The organism is Sphingomonas arabinosi (assembly GCF_036663715.1).
In the GTDB taxonomy this organism is placed as follows: domain Bacteria; phylum Pseudomonadota; class Alphaproteobacteria; order Sphingomonadales; family Sphingomonadaceae; genus Sphingomonas.
In genome coordinates, this window is record NZ_JAXOJN010000010.1 from 79,521 (window position 1) to 97,575 (window position 18,055).

An 18,055-nucleotide genomic window follows, 5' to 3' on the forward strand; every position below is an offset into this window, starting at 1 on the left:
CATAAAAGGTTAAGAACGCTCGGAAATGAGCGAGTAGTTGCTTTGATACAACACTGGGGGGATGACGATTAGCCATGGGTGCCCGGATGCAAGTGGTAATCGTTGGTGGCGGTACCGCCGGTTGGATGACCGCCGCCGCGTTGGCCATGAGTTTCGCCGGCCGACTTGCCGACGTGACACTGATCGAGTCCGAGGAGATCGGCACGGTGGGCGTCGGCGAAGCGACCGTCCCTCACATCCGGTTTTTCAATCAAAGATTGGGTATAGACGAATCGGACTTTATTCGTCGTACAAATGCGACCTTCAAGCTCGGCATCGAGTTCCGCGATTGGAGTAGGCTCGGCGACAGCTACATCCATCCGTTCGGCGATTTCGGACATGACATCGACGGTCTGCCATTCCACCAGCATTGGCTGCACGCGACGCGCGACGACGCTCGCGACATGCCAGGGCTGGAGGCATGTTCGCTGCCGATCGTCGCTGCGCGCGATAACCGTTTCGCTCCACCGCTCGATGATCCGCGATCGATTGGATCGACCTATTCCTACGCCTATCAGTTCGATGCGGCGCTCTATGCGGCCTATCTGCGCGACTATGCCGAGACCCGCGGCGTCGTCCGGATCGAAGGGCGGGTCGACGCGGTCGAACCACACGAGGACGGTATTGCTGCGGTTCGCCTCGCCGATGGTCGCCGTATCGCAGGCGACCTGTTCGTCGATTGCTCCGGCTTCCGCGCGCTCCTGATCGATGGTGCGCTGAAGGTCGGGCATCAGGATTGGTCGCATTGGCTCCCGTGCGACGCGGCATGGGCCGTTCCGACCGCCAACACTGGTCCGCTGACCCCTTATACGCGGGCGACCGCACGCGATGCCGGGTGGCAATGGCGCATTCCGCTTCAGCATCGCACGGGCAACGGCCACGTCTTCTCGACCCGGTTCACCGATCCTGAAACTGCCCGGACGCTGCTGCTCGACAATCTGGAGGGTGAGGCATTGGCCGAGCCGCGCATGCTGCGGTTTCGTACCGGTCGGCGGGACCGGCAATGGGTCGGGAATTGCGTCGCGATCGGCTTGTCCGCCGGGTTCCTCGAACCTCTCGAATCGACCAGCATTCATCTGATTCAGCTCGCGATCGGCAAGCTCATCGAATTGTTTCCGGCCGGGGGCGTGTTCGATCCGGTCGACGAGGCGGAATATAATCGCGCGATGGCGTTGGAATACGATCGTGTCCGCGACTTTCTGGTGCTGCATTATTGCGCCACGGAACGCGACGACACGCCCTTCTGGCGCTACATGCGAACGATGGCCCTGCCCTCGTCGCTGACCGAGAAGATCGCCGAATTCCGCGAGCGAGGTATTGTCGCACAATACCGTGAGGGCATGTTCCTGCCGGCGAGTTGGCTTGCAGTCTATCATGGCCAACGGATCGTCCCCGATCGCGTCAATCCGCTGATCGCCGACACGCCGGTCGCAGCGTCGCAGGCGCGCGTCGCCGCCGTTGCCGCGGCTTGCCAGCGCGCGGCGGCCTCCATGCCGACTCACGAGGATTATATTGCGCGGATACGGCAAGCGGCATGACCCAGACCATTGCGATCGTCGGCGCAAATCTTTGTGGATGGATGACCGCCGCGGCGCTTGCCCGCCGGCTTCCCTATGCCGCGTACCAAATAATGGTGATCGACGACGGCGCCGCCGGTGACGGGCTCGGTGACTTCGCGCCGATGATCACCGTCCCCCCGGCACTGGTCGCGTTCCACGCCGAGATCGGGCTCGACCACGCGGTGCTCGTCGGCGCGGGCGGCGGCCATGCACTGGGCGTTGCGTTCGACGGATGGCGAGGCGACGGCAGCGCGGCGTTCCTGTCCTACGGCGAAACCGGCGCACCGTATGAGGGCATTGCCTTCCACCACCTCGTCGGACGCCTGCGTGCTACCGGGGCGAACGTGCGGCTTGCGGATCACGCCCTCGCGGCTGTTGCGGCACAGACGGGTCGGTTCGCTCCCGATGGGTCGATCGCGCACGCCGTCCATGTTCGAACGGACCGGTATTCCGCTTTGCTGCGATCGCTTGCATCGAACGCCGGTGCGACGATGACTTCGGCGCCCCTGGCTGACGTGCATAGTGACGCGGATGGCATCGTCGAAAGGCTGACGCTCGCCGATGGCAGTGAGATCGCGCCTCTGTTGGTGCTCGACTGTTCGGGCAGCTCCGCCATGGTGGCCAGTCGAACCTCGCCCGCCTTCGAAAGCTGGTCTGCTTTGCTGCCGTGCGACCGGACTCAGGTCGCGCTCTTGCCTGCGAAGGGCGCGCCGCCGCCTTACACGCAGGTCGATGCGCAGGAAGATGGCTGGATCGCGACCTGGCCGGTCGATGGTGTCGACGTCCGTCTGATCTGTCGTGTCGGCGGGGAGGGTCACCCGTTCCGTGCAGGGCGCCGCGTCGAGGCATGGCGCGGCAATTGCATTGCGCTCGGTGCAGCGGCCGGGGTGCTCGAACCGCTGCATCCGACTGCGCTGTCGTTGCTGCTGCGCTCGCTGGCGAGACTGATCCAGCTCTGGCCTGCTACGCGTCGTGCACCGGTCGAAGCGGCCGCGTTCAATCGCGCCGGCGCGGCTGCGATCGAGGGCGCACGGGACTTCCTGGTCGCGCAATATGCGGTTGCGGGCCGTGCCGGCGCGTTCTGGGACGACCGCCGTTCCGCGTCCTTGCCGGAGCACGTCGCGGCCAAGCGCGACCTGTTCGCGGCGCGCGGTCGCTTGCCGATGTACGACGACGAACCCTTCGAGGAAGAGGATTGGGCTGCAATGTTCGATGCGATGGGCGTGGTGCCGCGCCGGTACGATGCGCGGGCCGATTTGGTCCCGGTCGATGCTATCGAGCGTCATCTTGCTGACAACCGCGCGCGGATCATTGCTCGGGTGCGGGCGCTGCCGTCCTATGCGGGGGTTGCGGCATGACGCTTGGTGCGCCCATCCGCCGGGTCGTGATCGTCGGCGGCGGTACTGCGGGCTGGATGGCGGCGGCGGCGCTTGCCCGGCTCATTCCCACGGGGATGAGCATCACGCTGGTCGAATCGGACGCGATCGGCACCGTGGGCGTCGGCGAGGCGACGATTCCCCCGATCCGCGCCTTCAACGCGATGCTCGGCATCGACGAGGCGGAGTTCCTCACAGCGACCTCCGGCACCTATAAACTTGGCATTGAATTCACCGACTGGTCCCAAATCGGCCACCGCTATCTCCACCCCTTCGGCAGTTTCGGTTTCGATATCGAGGGTGTCCGGTTCCACCAGCATTGGCGGCGTCGACGCGCGGCAGGGATCGTCGAGGATATCGAAGACTATTCTCTATGCGCAGCCGCGGCACGCGCAGGCCGTTTCCTGCCCCCTTCTCCCGACCCGGCGTCCGTGTTGTCTCAAATGGCACATGCCTATCATTTCGATGCCGGCCTCTACGCCAGCTTCTTACGCGCGCGCGCTGAGCGCGACGGCGTCGTTCGGATCGAAGGCGAGGTCCTCGATGCTGTGTTAGACGGCGAGACCGGCCATGTGCGCCACGTTAATCTAGCCGGCGACCATCGAATCGAAGGCGACCTGTTTCTGGATTGCTCGGGGTTCCGTGGGTTGCTGATCGAGCAGGCGTTGAACGCCGGTTACGAGGATTGGACTCGTTGGCTGCCCTGCGATCGTGCCGTTGCAATGCCGACCACGAACGAGAACTCGTCGATCACGCCCTATACGCGCTCGACCGCACGTGCTGCCGGCTGGCAATGGCGTATTCCGCTCCAGCACCGCACCGGCAACGGCTACGTATATTCCAGCGCCCATTGCTCCGACGATGAGGCTGCCGCGACATTGCGAGCAGGGGCGGATGGGACACCGCTCGCCGAAGCCCGCATTCTTCATTTCACCGCGGGACGACGACGCAAGCAATGGATCGGCAACGTGGTCGCCCTGGGCCTTGCTTCAGGCTTCACCGAACCACTCGAATCGACCAGTATCCACATGGTTCAGACCGGTATTTCGAAGCTGTTGGCGCTATTCCCCGATCAAGAATTTTCGCCGGTCGAGATCGATACGTACAACCGGCTGGCGGAAACGCAGTTCGATCAGGTGCGCGATTTTCTAGTGCTCCATTACCACGCCACTCGCCGCGACGACTCGCCGTTCTGGCGCGAGGCACGAGATCGCGCGATACCCGATAGCCTAGCCGAGAAAATCGCGTTGTGGCGGCGGCGCGGACGACTGTTCCGCCGGGAGGACGATCTTTTCGCCGAGGCAAGCTGGGTCGCGGTGCTGTTGGGCCAGGGGATTATACCCGATGGGTGGGATCGACTGGCCGATGCGATCGACCTCCGCCAGGTTGACGCACAATTCGATCGGCTGCGGGCGATGTTCGTCCAGACGGTCGAACGGATGCCGCTGCACGAGGATTATATCGCGCGTACCTGCCCAACCAAGGTGCGCGCGTGATTCCGCAGGCTCCGCAGTCGATCGTCATCGTCGGCGGCGGCACCGCCGGGTGGATGGCTGCGGTCGCCTTGGGCCGTCTGCTGCGTCCCGCCGGCGTGCGAGTAACGCTGGTGGAGTCGGATGCGATCGCGACGATTGGCGTCGGCGAAGCGACGATTCCGCCGATCCGAACCTTCCACGCGATGCTGGGGATCGACGAGGACGCGTTCCTCCAAGCCACGGGTGGCAGTTACAAGCTCGGCATCCGCTTCGAAGGCTGGAGCTGCCCCGGCGAGTCCTACATCCATCCTTTCGGGCAGATCGGCACGGACGTCGTCGGCGTACCCTTCGCTGCACAGTGGCTGCGCGCGCATCAGGTTGGAATGGCGGGTCCACTCGCGCAGTATTCCCTCGAGGCACGCGCCGCAGAGGCCGGAAGGTTCTCCCGCCCGATCGCGAATGGCGATTCGCCCTTATCGCGGATTGGCTACGCGTACCATTTCGACGCCGGCCGCTATGCCGCCTTCCTCCGTACCCAGGCTGAGCAACAGGGCGTCGTCCGTCGCGAAGGAACGATCGAACGCGTCGAAACCGGTCCGGCAGGCATCGCCGCGGTTCACCTCGCGAACGGCAGTCGTATCGACGGCGACCTATTCCTTGATTGCTCCGGCTTTCGCGCGCTGCTGATCGGCGGGGCGCTCGGTACCGGTTGGGTGGACTGGTCCGAGTGGTTGCCTTGCGACCGGGCAGTTGCGGTGGCCACGAGCGCTGACGCTGCACCGTTACCGATGACCCGCGCGATTGCAGGACCGGCAGGCTGGCGATGGCGTATTCCGCTTCAGCACCGCACGGGCAACGGCCACGTCTTTTCGAGCCGACACGTCAGTGAAGATGAAGCGACTGCACAGCTCTTGGCCGGTGTCGAAGGCAAGACGCTCGGCGACCCTCGCGTAATCCGTTTTGCAACGGGGCACCGCGAACGCATGTGGAGCGGGAACTGCATCGCCCTAGGCTTGGCCGCCGGCTTCATGGAACCACTCGAGTCAACCAGCATCCACCTCGTGCAGAGTGGATTGCAGCATCTCTTGCGGCTGCTACCGACCGGTAAGATATCCGTGCCTGCTTCGGCCATCGTCGATCGCTACAATCGTGTAATGACCGCGGAGTTCGTTCGCATTCGCGATTTCCTTGTCGCGCATTATCATTTGAACGCCCGGCCCGAGCGTTTTTGGCGCGAACGTGCGATTGCTCCGATCCCCGACGGACTCGCCGACAAGCTTGCGCTGTTCAAGGCGGGAGGACGTATTTTCCGCGAAGCAGACGAGCTGTTTAACGAAGCGAGCTGGCTGTCGCTGCTGACGGGACAAAACGCGCCCGTCGAGGGGTACGACCCGATCTGCGACGCGGTACCACTACACGCTGCCGCGCGCCGCTTGACCCAGATCGAGGCGGTCGTCGGTGCCTCGCTAAATCATATGCCGCCGCATGCCGATGCGCTCTCGCGGATTACAGATCGAGAGTCTCGACGTGCCGATCATTTAGCGCCGCTGTAGCGACTTCAACAGATACCCGCGGATACGCTCGGTCCGGTCCGGCGAGGCCGGTCCCAATATACCGCGTGCCGCCTCTGGAAGATGATCGCCTGCCGCATGCGCATCATCACCGAAAACATAATGCTCGAACCATGCACGCCACCCTTCCTTCTCCGCGGCTGGGCGATCGCGGACTGCCATCATCGCATGCACGAATGCATGGAAGGCCGAGACGCTGGGATCGAACGCCCACCAATAATTGCACAACACGTTGAGCGTCCCGAACGCTTGGACGTGATGCCACCAAATCGCCGGGATGAACAATGCATCCCCTGGACCCAGATCGGCGACCAGCGCGTGACCTAGCGCTTCGGCATAGCGGGGATAACGGTCGAGATCTGGCGCGAGCGGGTCCACCATGCTTGCCGGGGGCCCAGCCAGCGTCCGATCCAGCGGCCCGATATAAAGATTGCCGACCTGGTCTGGGGGAAACAGCGTGAAACGGCGCTGCCCGGCGACTACGCAGGCGAGATTGGTCGAGCCATCATAATGCGTTGCGGTCTGCGATCCGTTCCCGATCCACAATCGTGGCGCCGCGCCGCCAAGGGGCAGGTCCAGCGGGTTCGCCGCCGCCCAGCCCGGCATATGCTCCGATGCCGTTGCTGCATTTGCATAAAGGACATGCCGCTCGCGTTCAGGCAGTTCCGCGAGCCGGAGCAATTCGCTCAGCAAGATACCCAGCGACGCCTTTTCGCGGTGGAAGTTGAACCCTTCCAGATTGTCGCCGCGATAAAAGAATCGCCCGCCAAACTCTGGGCCACCGATGAGCACCTCCATCGGTCGGCCGCCATCACCGAGACTTGCGAGATACTTTGCCGTCGCCTGGTGACCCGTCAGACCAGCGCGTACGCTGGCCCAGTGTGCCACCTGTCCACGAAGCACGACCGGCGTATCGCGCGGCGCGATTTCGGCGGCGAATGTCGTGGCATCGACTGCGGGGCGTTCGTCGACACGCGCATCGGTGGCAGCAGGCTGATCGATTTTCATGCTGATCCGATTACCTCAAGCCACATTCATGCGCTACATTGTGGAAGACGTTATAGGTTAAATATCAACGTACTTACGGTGTGGATGCAGACCGAGGGGCGCGTGTGGCTCAACGCGCCGCCGCGGCCATTTCGGCGTTCCTGCGCTCCGAAGCGGCGAGCGTCTTTGTCAGCAGAGTCACGAGAGCATCGTTGTCGTCGAGCACGTTCAGCCCCGCACGCGTCGAACCGCCTGGGCTCGCGACCCGGTCGGCAAGTACCGCCGGCGACACGTCAGCCTCGGCGGACATGATCGCCGAACCCTCCAGCGTCGCGATCGCCAGACGCATGGCCTGGTCCGCTGGCAACCCCAGTGCGGCGCCAGCCTTGGCGAGCGCGTCGGCAAAGCGGAACACGAAGCCGGGGCCACTGCCCGCGAGCGCGGTCACGGCGTCGAAATGCGCTTCGTCGGCGATCCATTCATAGTGGCCGAGGGGGACGGCAAAGGCTTCGGCGGCGGCGATCGCCTCGTTCGACGCGCCGAACGTGTAGAGCGACGTCACGCCCTTGCCGATCGCGACCGGAAGGTTGGGCATTGCGCGGACGATCGTGTCGGCCGCGAACCGCTGGGTCAGTGCGGCATGATCGACACCGGCCAGGATCGAAAGCAACAGCTTCGGAGTGCCCTGGAGCGGCGCCATCAGCGCTTGCGCCGCGTCGATCTGCTGCGGCTTCAGCGCCAGCATCAGCGTGGCGGGGGCAGCCTCGTCAGGTAGCAAGGTCAGCGAACGGACGCCGTCGGGGGCACCTCGACCACTGCGCGTAATCACCGTCACGCTGGCGGGATCGAGCCCGGCAGCGATCCAGCGCCGCAGCATCGCGCCGCCCATGTTGCCGCAGCCGATCAGCCACAACGGACCTGCCGGAAAGCTAGAACCCGAACTCATGCCTCGCCGTGTGTTTCGATCAACGCCGCAGCGATCGCGTCCTTGGGGCTCTTCCCGCCCCACAGCACGAACTGGAACACCGGGTAGAAGCGCTCGCACTCCTCGATCGCCGATTCGACCAGCAGTTCCGCCGCGTCGAGCGACATCGTGCCATCATCGCCGCCATCGACCATCGCGGCGTGTCGGAAGAGCAATATGCCGCTCGTCGACCAGAGTTCGAAATGTCCGATCCAGAGCTGTTCGTTGACCAGCCCGATCGTCTCGTAAACCGCCTGGCGACGCTCGTCGGGCACCTTGATATCCGGAAAAGCGAGGAATTGCAGGACGCTATCATCGTCACGCCACAGCGCGCGCAGTTCGTAGGTCGCCCAGCTTCCCTTGACGGTCGCGACGATCTCATCGTCGTGGCGCTCATGCTCCCAGCCATGCGCGGCGTAATAGCTCTCGAGCATGTCGATCGGGGCGGCATCTTCGTGGTCGTGGTCGGCGTGTTCAAGCATCATAGGGTCCTGGCGGTCCGTATCGCACGACAAAGGGTGCCGAGGCAAAAACGCCCCGACAACCCCATCGGCCCCAATTCTGCGGAAAACTGTGGAAAAGTCAGTCGACCGACGCCCCGAGCGGTGCGTTTACCGTCGATTGCGCCGCGAACTTGGCTTCGAGCGCATCGAGCCGGGCCTTCAAGAAATCGTTCTCGTCACGAGCCGCAGCGGCCATCGTCTTTACCGCGTCGAACTCTTCGCGGCTGACGAAGTCGAGCCCGCCGAGCCATTCGCGCGCACGTTCCCGCGCACCGGAACCGGCTTCGCGACCGACGCCCGCAAGCGTACCGGCAGCACCGTTCAAGACCTTGACGATATCGTCGAACACGCGGTTTTCGGACTGCATTGCTTCAAAATCCCAAAGACTGTTGCACGGAGTGCTGCGTCACAGCATTTGGGACGTATGCGGCGCAGGTGCAAGGGTTTCGGCACCGGGGTTCAATTGCCCGATGCTGAACGCGAGCACGCCGGCGAAGCTGATCCACACCATATACGGCACCATAAGCCACGCCGCGGCGGGGCGGATGCGCGCGAATACGAAGGTCGCGGCGATCGACAGCGCCAGCATCGCGACGATAACCAGTACCGACAGCCCGATCTTGTGCGCGCCGAAGAATATCGGCGTCCAGGCGAGGTTGAGCACGAACTGAGCGACGAACAGCGCAACGGCAAGCCCGCGCAACCATGCTCCGCGGGCATTGAGGATCAGTGCGAGCGCCAGCCCGATCATGATGTAAAGCGTGGTCCATACCACCGGGAATACCCAACCGGGCGGGTTCAGCGCGGGCTTGGCGAGCGCGACGTACCAGGCATTCTCGCTGCCGACGCTGACCGATCGACCGGAGACGAAACCCAGCAGCAGGATCAGGGGCACGGTCACGACCGCCCAGCGGAGGAACGACATCCTCAACTGGCCCTTCGAAGCGATACCGCCCACACACATCCTTCCATCTCAACGCGGGCTCGTCCTGCCGCGCCTTTTGCGACCGGTAAACCGTGCGTACGCGGTAATCGTTCCGCTAGTGAGTCATTCCGGCACGAGGGGTGTCGGCAACTCGCGCTAAGTCGCTGATACGGGGCGGTTCGCGATCGTCCCGGCAGAGTGAAGTATAGGAAGTATAGACGCTGGGAGAGTTTCGTCGGGGTGGTCTCGCGGGTAGGAAATCCAGCAGTCGAGGTGTCGGAACGCTGCCAGGATCGGCACGTGTAGGACAGCGAACATTGGTCCATCCCGTAGCGGATCAGGTCGACCATGCCGCCGAGGCAGGTGCTCCTGCGCGGCCTACGTCGGTCACGCTCCGTCAGGATGACGGTGATGATTGGGTACTAGCAGGCACTTCGACATCGGACTCTTCTACGGTCGAGTCCTCGCCATGCAGCGCCGCAATCAGGAACTCCACATTACCCTCGGGTCCGGTGATCGGGCTCTCGACGACACCGATCACGCTCCACCCCTGCCCCGTCAACCACGCAGCGACCTCGTCGCAGACGCGCTGGTGGATCGCGGTATCGCGGACGACACCGCCCTTCCCCACTTCACCACGTCCTGCCTCGAATTGCGGCTTTACCAGCGCCAGCAGCCGTGCGTCGGGCTTGGCGAAGGTCATTGGCCGTTCGAGCACCTTGGCCAACCCGATGAAGCTCGCATCGCAGACGATAAGGTCGATCGGCTCGGGGATGTGGGCGGGCGTGAGAATGCGCGCGCTGGTCTGTTCGTGGACGACGACGCGATCGTCCTGGCGAAGCGACCAGGCGAGCTGATTGGTGCCGCTGTCGACCGCGTAGACCTTGGCCGCACCGTTCTTCAGCATGACATCGGTGAAGCCACCGGTCGACGAGCCGACGTCGATCGCAACCGCGTCGCTCACGTCCCAGCCGAAATGCGCGAGGCCGTGGGCGAGCTTGATCCCGCCACGCGAAACCCAGGGGTGATCGCGACCGCGCACGTCGAGCAGCACGTCGTCGGGGAGCGTCTGGCCGGGCTTGTCGACCTTCTTCGTACCCGAGAACACGAGGCCCGCCATGATCAGCGCCTGCGCCCGCGTGCGCGACTCGACGAGGCCTCTGTCGACCAGCATCTGGTCCGCCCGTGTTTTTACCATGCGCGTATCTTTGCCATGAGCGTGCGTATCGCCGCCCGGTCCGACTACCGCAAGCTGCCTTCCTTTTGCCGCAATGTCATTGCCTATCCGATTAGTAGGATTACATTGAGGGCATGGGATCGTGACCGGATGGCGTGCCCTAGAGCGTCGTTCGGCCACGCTCCCAACCTCGAAGAACGAGGTTTTGGAGAAGGAGAAGCGCTGTGGGTAGTTTCGCACCGTATGATTCCGTCCAGCCGACGATCCTGACCGTGCCCGGTCTTGGTGGATCGGGTCCTTCGCACTGGCAGACGTTATGGGAAGACGCGCGACCCGATACGGTGCGCGTCGAGCTTGGCATGTGGAACACGCCGCACCGTAACGCCTGGGTGACGCGGCTCGACGAGGCGATCCGCCGCGCGGACGCACCGGTGATCCTGGCTGCGCACAGTCTTGGATGCCTCGCGGTGGCGTGGTGGGCGGAACTTAGTCCGCAACCTTATGGCTGGCCGGTTGCCGGTGCGTTGCTGGTGGCGCCGGCGGATGTCGATCGGGGCGGCGCGCAGGCCGACTTGAAGGGCTTCTCGCCGACACCGCGCACGCCGTTGCCGTTTCCGTCGATCGTGGTGGCGAGCAGCGACGATCCCTGGGTCACGCCTGAGCGCGCGCACAGCATGGCGGCGGACTGGGGCAGTCATTTCGTCGACGCTGGGCCGCAGGGGCATCTGAATGCTGCGAGCGGGATCGGCTGGTGGCGCGAGGGGCAGGATCTGCTGGAGCGGGTGATCGCGGCGAGTGGTGATGGGCGGGGGCAGGCTTTGCCGCCGAGTAAGGCGCGGTCGATCCTTGCGGTGAGTGCGACCGATGCTGCGCAGACTCATTATTTGGGCAGGTGATTGCTAGCCTGAAGCCGCACCACCCCGGCGAAGGCCGGGGCCCAATTGGTAAGGTTTCAGTAACTAGGGACCGCGCTCCGTTACCAACGTTTCCCAATTGGGCCCCGGCCTTCGCCGGGGTGGTGCTCAGTTACGAAATCCGCGAACCGTCCTCGTCGAACAGCTCGGGATTGGCCGCCTGCTCGGCTTTCGCCGCCGCCAGCCCGCCGCGCATCCGCCGCCACATCGCGATGTTCAGCGACACCATCACGATCACTGCCAGAACGATGATCACGATGCCCTTGGTGGGGCCGGTCATGCGCGTGCTTCGGCGACCCCGCCCGAATTGTGACGGAGTGCCTTGAGCACCGTGTCGACCAGCGCGGTCGCGTCGAGGCCGGCTTCGGCGTACTGGACTTCGGGCTTGTCCTGATCCTGGTATACGTCGGGCAGGCGCAGCGTGCGGAGCTTGAGCCCGCCATCGATCAGGCCCTCGTCCGACGCCATCGTCAGCACGTGCGCGCCGAATCCGCCGACCGAGTTTTCCTCGATCGTCACCGCGACCTCGTGCGTTGTCAGCAGCTTGCGGATCAGGTCGACGTCGAGCGGCTTGGCGAAGCGCAGATCGGCGACCGTGGTCGACAGCCCCTTGGCTTCGAGGGTTTCAGCGGCCTTGAGCGCCTCCTCGAGACGCGTGCCGAGCGACAGGATCGCGACGGTCTTGCCCTCGCGCACGATGCGGCCCTTGCCGATCTCCAGCAGTTGCGGGATCTCGGGCAATGCGACGCCGGTGCCGTTGCCGCGCGGATAGCGGACCGCGATCGGGCCGGTGTCGTACTGCGCCGCGGTATGCGTCATGTGGACCAGCTCGGCTTCATCCGCCGCTGCCATCACGACGAAGTTCGGGAGCGTTGCGAGATAGGTGACGTCGAACGACCCGGCATGAGTCGCGCCGTCCGCACCGACCAGGCCTGCGCGATCGATCGCGAAACGGACCGGCAGGTTCTGGATGGCGACGTCGTGCACGACCTGGTCGTATGCGCGCTGGAGGAACGTCGAGTAGATCGCGCAGAACGGGCGCATCCCCTGTGCGGCGAGGCCAGCGGCGAAGGTGACGCCGTGCTGTTCGGCGATACCGACGTCGAAGAACCGGTCGGGATAGGCCTTGGCGAACGCGTCGAGCCCGGTGCCCGATGGCATCGCCGCGGTGATCGCACAGATACGCGGGTCCTTGGCAGCCTCGGCGACGAGCTGCGCACCGAACACGTTCTGGTATTGCGGCGGGCCCGGGGGTGCCTTGGTCTGCACGCCGGAGATCACGTCGAACTTCTGGACGCCGTGATATTTGTCCGCGGCGGCCTCGGCGGGCGCGTAGCCCTTGCCCTTCTTGGTGACGACGTGGACGAGGATCGGGCCCTCTTCGGCGTCCCGGACATTCTCGAGCACGGGGATCAGGTGTTCGAGGTTATGGCCATCGATCGGCCCGACATAATAAAAGCCGAGTTCCTCGAACAGCGTGCCGCCCATCGTCATGCCGCGCGCGAACTCGTCGGTCTTCCGCGCGGCGTTGTGGAACGGACGCGGCAGGCGACGCGCGAGCTTTTTCGCCAATTCGCGGATGCCGAGGAACTCGCGACTCGAGACGATCCGCGACAAATACGCCGAGAGGCCACCGACGGGCGGCGCGATCGACATGTCGTTGTCGTTGAGGATCACGACCAGGCGGTTGCCGGCCTGCTCCGCGTTGTTCATCGCCTCATACGCCATGCCCGCGGACATCGCGCCGTCGCCGATCACGGCGATACCCTTGCCGGGGGTACCGGCGATCTTGTTGGCGACCGCGAAGCCCAGCGCCGCGGAGATCGACGTCGACGAATGCGCCGCGCCGAACGGGTCGTATTCGCTCTCGCTGCGCTTGGTGAAGCCGCTGAGCCCGCCGCCCTGACGGAGCGTGCGGATGCGGTCGCGGCGCCCGGTGAGGATCTTGTGCGGATAGCATTGGTGGCCGACGTCCCAGACGAGCCGGTCGCGCGGGGTGTCGAAGACGTAGTGGATCGCGGTGGTCAGCTCGACCACGCCGAGGCCCGATCCGAGATGGCCGCCGGTGGTGCCGACCGCGGAAATCGTCTCGGTCCGCAGTTCGTCGGCGAGTTGGCGGAGCTGGTCCGGGCGCAACTTGCGGAGGTCGGCGGGTGTCGAGACGGTGTCGAGCAGCGGTGTCGCGGGAAGGTCGGCCATCGGACGGGCTTAATGCAGCGCGCGTATCGTGTCGATTGTTACCGTGTGTTGACGTAGCATTCGTACTGAAATCGCTCGGGAAGTGCACAATTATGAACTTTACGCACCGTGTTGCCGTCGAGGCGGATATCCCCGCGATCGCCGCGCTGATGGCGCGGGCGATCGGCGCATTGCAGGGGGATTTTCTCACGCCAGCGCAGGTCGAGGCGAGCCGCGCGGTGATGGGACTCGATACGCAGCTGATCGCGGACGGGACGTATCTGCTGGTGGAGGCGGACGGGCGGCTGGCCGGATGTGGCGGGTGGAGTCGGCGGGCGACCTTGTACGGTGGCGATCATAGCACCGCGTTGCGTGATGCGGCGCTGCTGGACCCGGCGCGCGATGCGGCGCGGATCCGGGCTATGTATACCGATCCGGATTTCGTCAGGCGGGGTGTCGGGAGGTTGGTGCTGTCGGTTTGTGAGGCGGCTGCGCGCGAGGCGGGGTTTGCTCGGGCGGAGATGATGGCCACGCTGGCGGGGGAGCCGCTGTACCGGGCGTGCGGGTATCTGCCGATCGAGCGAATCGAGACGTCGGGGGATGTGCCGGTGCCGATGATCCGGATGGGGAAGGATCTGGGCTGACGGCTTCCCTTCTGCCCCCATCCCTGGAAGGGAGGGGTTGGGGGTGGGTCGGCTTCCGTATCGGGCGGCACTGGCAAAAGCCGACCGACCCACCCCTACCCCTCCCTTCCAGGGAGGGACGGCTCATCACGAAGTCACGCGTGCGGGTTAGCGCCTAACGCGCCTCGCACTCCGCACAGCGCCCGCGGACTTCGATCACCGGACGCACCGGGGAGAAGCCGGCTGCCTCCGCCGCGTTGCGGACGCCCTTGGTAATGGTGTCGTTGTCGAGATGCGTGGTCTGGCCGCACGAGTCGCAGACCAGGAAGATGCAGTCGTGCAGGCAATCCGGATGCGCGTTGGCGACGTAGGCGTTGGCGCTCTCGACCCGCCGCGCGAGGTTCGCGCCGACGAACAGGTCGAGGATGCGGTATACGCTGTTCGCTGCCACCCGGCGGCCTTCGGATTTAGACACGGCTTCAGCGATATCGTAGGCGGAGGCGGGTTTCTCGAAACTTGCCAGCGCGGCGAAGACGCTCGCGCGCATCGACGTCCATTGCTCGCCGGCTTTTTCGAGCGTCGTCTGCGCTGCGATGGTGAGATCGGCGCCCTGCGGTTCGGTGTGGTTGTGAGCGTGCGCCATGCTGGATGAAGTAGGATGCCGGAGGGGTTCCAGCAACCCGCTCAGCTGTCGGCGCGGCGGTTGAGATCGTGACCGAAGGCGAGCAGGCCGACGCCGACGATCGTCCACAGCGTCTCGCCGCCGCCGCTGTCGTGCGGCAACGTCATCGCGCCCGCCATGATGCCGAGCCCGAGCGCGCCCATTGCGGCAGGCATCATATAGCCGTGATTGAGCACGCCGCGGCCGAGCGCCAAGGCGCCAAGTCCGATCGCGATCGTCAGGCCGACCTCGTGGAAGATCGGATCGAGGAGGAACCCGCTCGCGGTCGACATCAGCGCGACCAGCACCGACGTCGCCAGGCAGTGCACCATGCACAGGCCCGACAGCCCGATCGCATAGCGATCGAGACCGGCAAAACGGTGGGTATGCGTGGCCGAGGGCGTCATCGTTCGTGGGATATAGACGGGCGGTTGAAAGGATACAACATCACATCCTTTAATTTCTTGGCGATGTGGCGGATTTTGAAGTGGCATTCCCTCTTCCTTGTTCTCCCGCGAAGGCGGGAGCCCAGGCTGGACTCCCGCCTTCGCGGGAGAACAAGGAAGAGAAGCGTGGCTCTAGGTCCCGGCGCCCGAACCTCCGCCAACAACATGAAGCAATGCCTCACCACGAAGCGATGGCGCCCCGCCGCGCAAAGCACTATCTTCTCACCATGCTTCAACCCAGCGCCGCCTTTCTCACCAAAGCCCGTCCTCGTGCGGTCGCCCTGTGGCTCTACACGGTGGCGGCTTTGATCGTCGCGATGGTCGTCATCGGCGGGATCACCCGGCTGACCGAGTCGGGGCTGTCGATCACGCAGTGGAAGCCGATCAGCGGGATCATCCCGCCGCTCAACGACGCGCAGTGGCAGGCGGAGTTCGACGCCTACAAGCGCATCCCCGAATATGCCGCGTTCAACGCGGACATGACGCTCGGTGGGTTCAAGGCGATCTTCTTCTGGGAATATCTGCACCGGCTCTGGGGCCGACTGATCGGCCTCGCCTTCGCGGCGCCGCTGATCTGGTTCGCGGTGCGCAAGCGTATCCCGGTCGGATACGGCTGGCGCTTGTCGGCGCTGCTCGCGCTCGGCGCGTTTCAGGGTGCGATCGGCTGGTGGATGGTCGCCTCGGGCCTGTCGGTGCGGACCGATGTCAGTCATATCCGACTCGCCGTACACCTGCTGACCGCGCTGACGATCCTCGCTGGCATTGTGTGGACCGCGCTCGACCTGATGGCACTGCACCGCAATCCGCTGTCCGCCCCCGCTAGCCTGAAGCCGGTGGCGATCGTAGCGCTGGCGCTGTCGTTCGTGCAGCTCGTCTACGGCGCGTTCACTGCCGGGCTCGATGCGGGCTATGCCTTCGCGAGTTGGCCGCTGATGGGCGACGGACTGTTCCCCGCCGACGTGCCGATGGTGAACCCCGCCTGGAGCAACGCGGTCGACAACCCGATCGTCGTGCAGTTCATCCACCGCTGGTTCGCATTCGCCGCCGCCGCCGGGCTGATCTGGCTGGCCGTCAAGGCGACCAAGACCGGCAGCAGCGCGGGGTTTTACGTGGTCGGGCTCGTCACGCTCCAGATCATGCTTGGGATCGCAACGCTGATGACCGGCGTGCAGATCGACGTCGCGGTCGCGCACCAGGGGAACGCCGCCCTCCTCCTGATCGCCGCGATGTTCGCCGCCCATGCCGTCGGCACGGGACCCCGCCTGAAGCAGCGGGTATAATAATACCCGTCAGGAAACCGGCGGAAAGCTTGACTTGAAGCCCCCCTTTCAGCATTAGGCCGGCATTCGCGCTGCGGGGCCTCCCCTTGGTGCGCTTGCATTCAATCTGGAAGGTCTAACGCCCATGAAGGCGCTCATGAAGACCACCAAGTCGGCGAAGCCGGCTGAGGTGGAGAAGCAGTGGCATATCGTCGACGCGGAAGGTCTCGTCGTCGGTCGTGCCGCATCGATCATCGCCAATGTCCTGCGCGGCAAGCACAAGGTGTCGTTCACCCCGCATGTCGATTGCGGTGACAACGTCGTCGTGATCAACGCCGACAAGATCCGCTTCACCGGCAACAAGGCCGCGAAGAAGATCTATTACAAGCACACCGGGTACGCCGGCGGCATCAAGGGCATCACTGCCGCCAAGGTCCTCGACGGCCGCTTCCCGGAGCGCGTTCTCGAAAAGGCCGTCGAGCGCATGATCCCGCGCGGGCCGCTGGGTCGTGAGCAGATGCGCAACCTGCGTATCTTCAAGGGCACCGAGCATCCGCACGAGGCACAGAACCCTGCCGTGCTCGACATCGGCAGCATGAACCGCAAGAACAAGGTGGGCGCATAATGTCCGACAACCGCCAGTCGCTCGCCGATCTCGCGAGCCTGACCAACCAGCCCGCGCCGGCTGCCCCCGCCGAGCAGGCTCTGCCGACCAGCGAAGGCGATCTCGCAGCGCCGGTCTCGAACGAGCCCGTCCGCGAGCCGATGCCGCTGCGCGAGCAGATCCTCGACAAGCAGGGCCGCGCTTACGCGACCGGCCGTCGTAAGGACGCCGTCGCCCGCGTCTGGGTCAAGCCCGGCACCGGCAAGATCACGATCAACGGTCGTGATCAGGAAGTGTATTTCGCACGTCCGACGCTGCGTCTCGTCATCAACCAGGTGTTCGGGATCACCGAGCGCGAAGGTCAGTACGACGTCGTCTGCACCGTCAAGGGTGGTGGCCTTTCGGGCCAGGCCGGCGCGGTCAAGCACGGCATCAGCCAGGCGCTGACCCGCTTCGAGCCGGTGCTGCGCGCCTCGGTGAAGGCAGCAGGCTTCCTGACCCGCGACAGCCGAGTCGTCGAGCGCAAGAAGTACGGCAAGGCGAAGGCCCGTCGTAGCTTCCAGTTCTCGAAGCGCTAATCTCGCTTTCAGTATCTGCGTATCAGAAGGGCGGTCCGGCAACGGGCCGCCCTTTCTGGTTTTGGGCGATCGTGGAAGAAAGCAGATCGCCCGGGTAGCCGCCCCGAAGCACAACGATCTCCCCTCCCTGGAAGGGAGGGGTTGGGGGTGGGTCGGCCAGCTTGAGCCCCAAGCGGTCGAATATGCGGAGACCGACCCACCCCCTGCCCCTCCCGT

At 64.7% G+C, this 18,055-nt stretch carries 19 protein-coding genes; 9 read left to right on the forward strand and 10 right to left on the reverse strand.

Translation table 11 applies throughout. The features are described from left to right. Positions 1-86: 86 nt before the first annotated feature. The 4 genes from U1708_RS15565 to U1708_RS15580 are packed head-to-tail and all read left to right on the forward strand — an operon-like array spanning position 87 to position 6,002. Positions 87-1,577, forward strand: a complete 1,491-nt coding sequence (locus tag U1708_RS15565) for a tryptophan halogenase family protein (protein WP_332746723.1) — start codon at positions 87-89, stop codon at positions 1,575-1,577. Continuing rightward, positions 1,574-2,956: a tryptophan 7-halogenase gene (locus tag U1708_RS15570; RefSeq protein WP_332746724.1), complete on the forward strand. Its 1,383-nt coding sequence runs from the start codon at positions 1,574-1,576 to the stop codon at positions 2,954-2,956. The genes U1708_RS15565 and U1708_RS15570 overlap by 4 nt, the downstream gene beginning before the upstream one ends. Further along, the gene (locus U1708_RS15575) at positions 2,953-4,470 is read left to right on the forward strand and encodes a tryptophan halogenase family protein (RefSeq protein WP_332746726.1); all 1,518 of its coding nucleotides are present in this window, start codon (positions 2,953-2,955) and stop codon (positions 4,468-4,470) included. The genes U1708_RS15570 and U1708_RS15575 overlap by 4 nt, the downstream gene beginning before the upstream one ends. Beyond that, entirely contained in the window at positions 4,467-6,002 is a 1,536-nt protein-coding gene (locus U1708_RS15580) for a tryptophan halogenase family protein (protein WP_332746727.1), read from the forward strand. The genes U1708_RS15575 and U1708_RS15580 overlap by 4 nt, the downstream gene beginning before the upstream one ends. On the opposite strand, the gene U1708_RS15585 is transcribed toward U1708_RS15580, so the two are convergent. The 6 genes from U1708_RS15585 to U1708_RS15610 form a co-directional block, all read right to left on the reverse strand. After that, positions 5,988-7,028, reverse strand: a complete 1,041-nt coding sequence (locus U1708_RS15585; protein ID WP_332746728.1) for a cupin-like domain-containing protein — start codon at positions 7,026-7,028, stop codon at positions 5,988-5,990. The genes U1708_RS15580 and U1708_RS15585 overlap by 15 nt on opposite strands. A 109-nt stretch (positions 7,029-7,137) precedes the next feature. After that, positions 7,138-7,953, reverse strand: a complete 816-nt coding sequence (locus tag U1708_RS15590) for a pyrroline-5-carboxylate reductase family protein (protein WP_332746729.1) — start codon at positions 7,951-7,953, stop codon at positions 7,138-7,140. Further along, positions 7,950-8,456: a type III secretion system chaperone family protein gene (locus U1708_RS15595; RefSeq protein WP_443030063.1), complete on the reverse strand. Its 507-nt coding sequence runs from the start codon at positions 8,454-8,456 to the stop codon at positions 7,950-7,952. Before U1708_RS15595 ends, U1708_RS15590 begins: the two co-directional genes overlap by 4 nt. A 97-nt stretch (positions 8,457-8,553) precedes the next feature. After that, positions 8,554-8,841 carry an accessory factor UbiK family protein gene (locus U1708_RS15600; protein WP_332746730.1) on the reverse strand — a complete coding sequence of 96 codons (288 nt, stop codon included), beginning with the start codon at positions 8,839-8,841 and terminating at the stop codon, positions 8,554-8,556. A gap of 39 nt (positions 8,842-8,880) precedes the next feature. Then, positions 8,881-9,438 carry a TspO/MBR family protein gene (locus tag U1708_RS15605; protein ID WP_332746731.1) on the reverse strand — a complete coding sequence of 186 codons (558 nt, stop codon included), beginning with the start codon at positions 9,436-9,438 and terminating at the stop codon, positions 8,881-8,883. A 358-nt stretch (positions 9,439-9,796) separates the two neighbouring features. Further along, positions 9,797-10,597, reverse strand: coding sequence for a TlyA family RNA methyltransferase (locus U1708_RS15610; RefSeq protein WP_332746732.1), 801 nt, complete (start codon positions 10,595-10,597; stop codon positions 9,797-9,799). 203 nt (positions 10,598-10,800) lie between these two features. On the opposite strand from U1708_RS15610, the gene U1708_RS15615 reads away from it, so the two are divergent. Next, positions 10,801-11,472 (forward strand): RBBP9/YdeN family alpha/beta hydrolase, encoded by a 672-nt coding sequence (locus tag U1708_RS15615; RefSeq protein ID WP_332746733.1) that lies wholly within the window; start codon positions 10,801-10,803, stop codon positions 11,470-11,472. Between the two features lie 130 nt (positions 11,473-11,602). Here U1708_RS15615 and U1708_RS15620 read toward each other — a convergent pair whose 3' ends face one another. Then, positions 11,603-11,770, reverse strand: coding sequence for a hypothetical protein (locus U1708_RS15620; protein WP_332746735.1), 168 nt, complete (start codon positions 11,768-11,770; stop codon positions 11,603-11,605). Then, a complete protein-coding gene (dxs, locus tag U1708_RS15625; RefSeq protein WP_332746736.1) occupies positions 11,767-13,689 on the reverse strand; it encodes a 1-deoxy-D-xylulose-5-phosphate synthase in 1,923 nt (640 codons plus the stop codon). Before dxs ends, U1708_RS15620 begins: the two co-directional genes overlap by 4 nt. A gap of 92 nt (positions 13,690-13,781) precedes the next feature. Between dxs and U1708_RS15630 the strand changes: the two genes are divergently transcribed. After that, entirely contained in the window at positions 13,782-14,312 is a 531-nt protein-coding gene (locus U1708_RS15630) for a GNAT family N-acetyltransferase (protein ID WP_332746738.1), read from the forward strand. 154 nt (positions 14,313-14,466) lie between these two features. On the opposite strand, the gene U1708_RS15635 is transcribed toward U1708_RS15630, so the two are convergent. After that, positions 14,467-14,934 carry a Fur family transcriptional regulator gene (locus tag U1708_RS15635; RefSeq protein ID WP_332746739.1) on the reverse strand — a complete coding sequence of 156 codons (468 nt, stop codon included), beginning with the start codon at positions 14,932-14,934 and terminating at the stop codon, positions 14,467-14,469. Positions 14,935-14,975: 41 nt separating this feature from the next. Next, a complete protein-coding gene (locus U1708_RS15640; protein WP_248521615.1) occupies positions 14,976-15,359 on the reverse strand; it encodes a MerC domain-containing protein in 384 nt (127 codons plus the stop codon). A gap of 266 nt (positions 15,360-15,625) precedes the next feature. Between U1708_RS15640 and U1708_RS15645 the strand changes: the two genes are divergently transcribed. The 3 genes from U1708_RS15645 (at position 15,626) to rpsI (ending at position 17,839) form a co-directional block, all read left to right on the forward strand. Then, complete coding sequence (locus U1708_RS15645; RefSeq protein ID WP_332746741.1) at positions 15,626-16,678, forward strand: COX15/CtaA family protein; 1,053 nt, start codon at positions 15,626-15,628, stop codon at positions 16,676-16,678. A 124-nt stretch (positions 16,679-16,802) separates the two neighbouring features. Continuing rightward, the gene (gene rplM / locus U1708_RS15650; protein WP_060524218.1) at positions 16,803-17,282 is read left to right on the forward strand and encodes a 50S ribosomal protein L13; all 480 of its coding nucleotides are present in this window, start codon (positions 16,803-16,805) and stop codon (positions 17,280-17,282) included. Beyond that, positions 17,282-17,839 carry a 30S ribosomal protein S9 gene (rpsI, locus tag U1708_RS15655; protein ID WP_082443995.1) on the forward strand — a complete coding sequence of 186 codons (558 nt, stop codon included), beginning with the start codon at positions 17,282-17,284 and terminating at the stop codon, positions 17,837-17,839. Before rplM ends, rpsI begins: the two co-directional genes overlap by 1 nt. Positions 17,840-18,055: the final 216 nt, after the last annotated feature.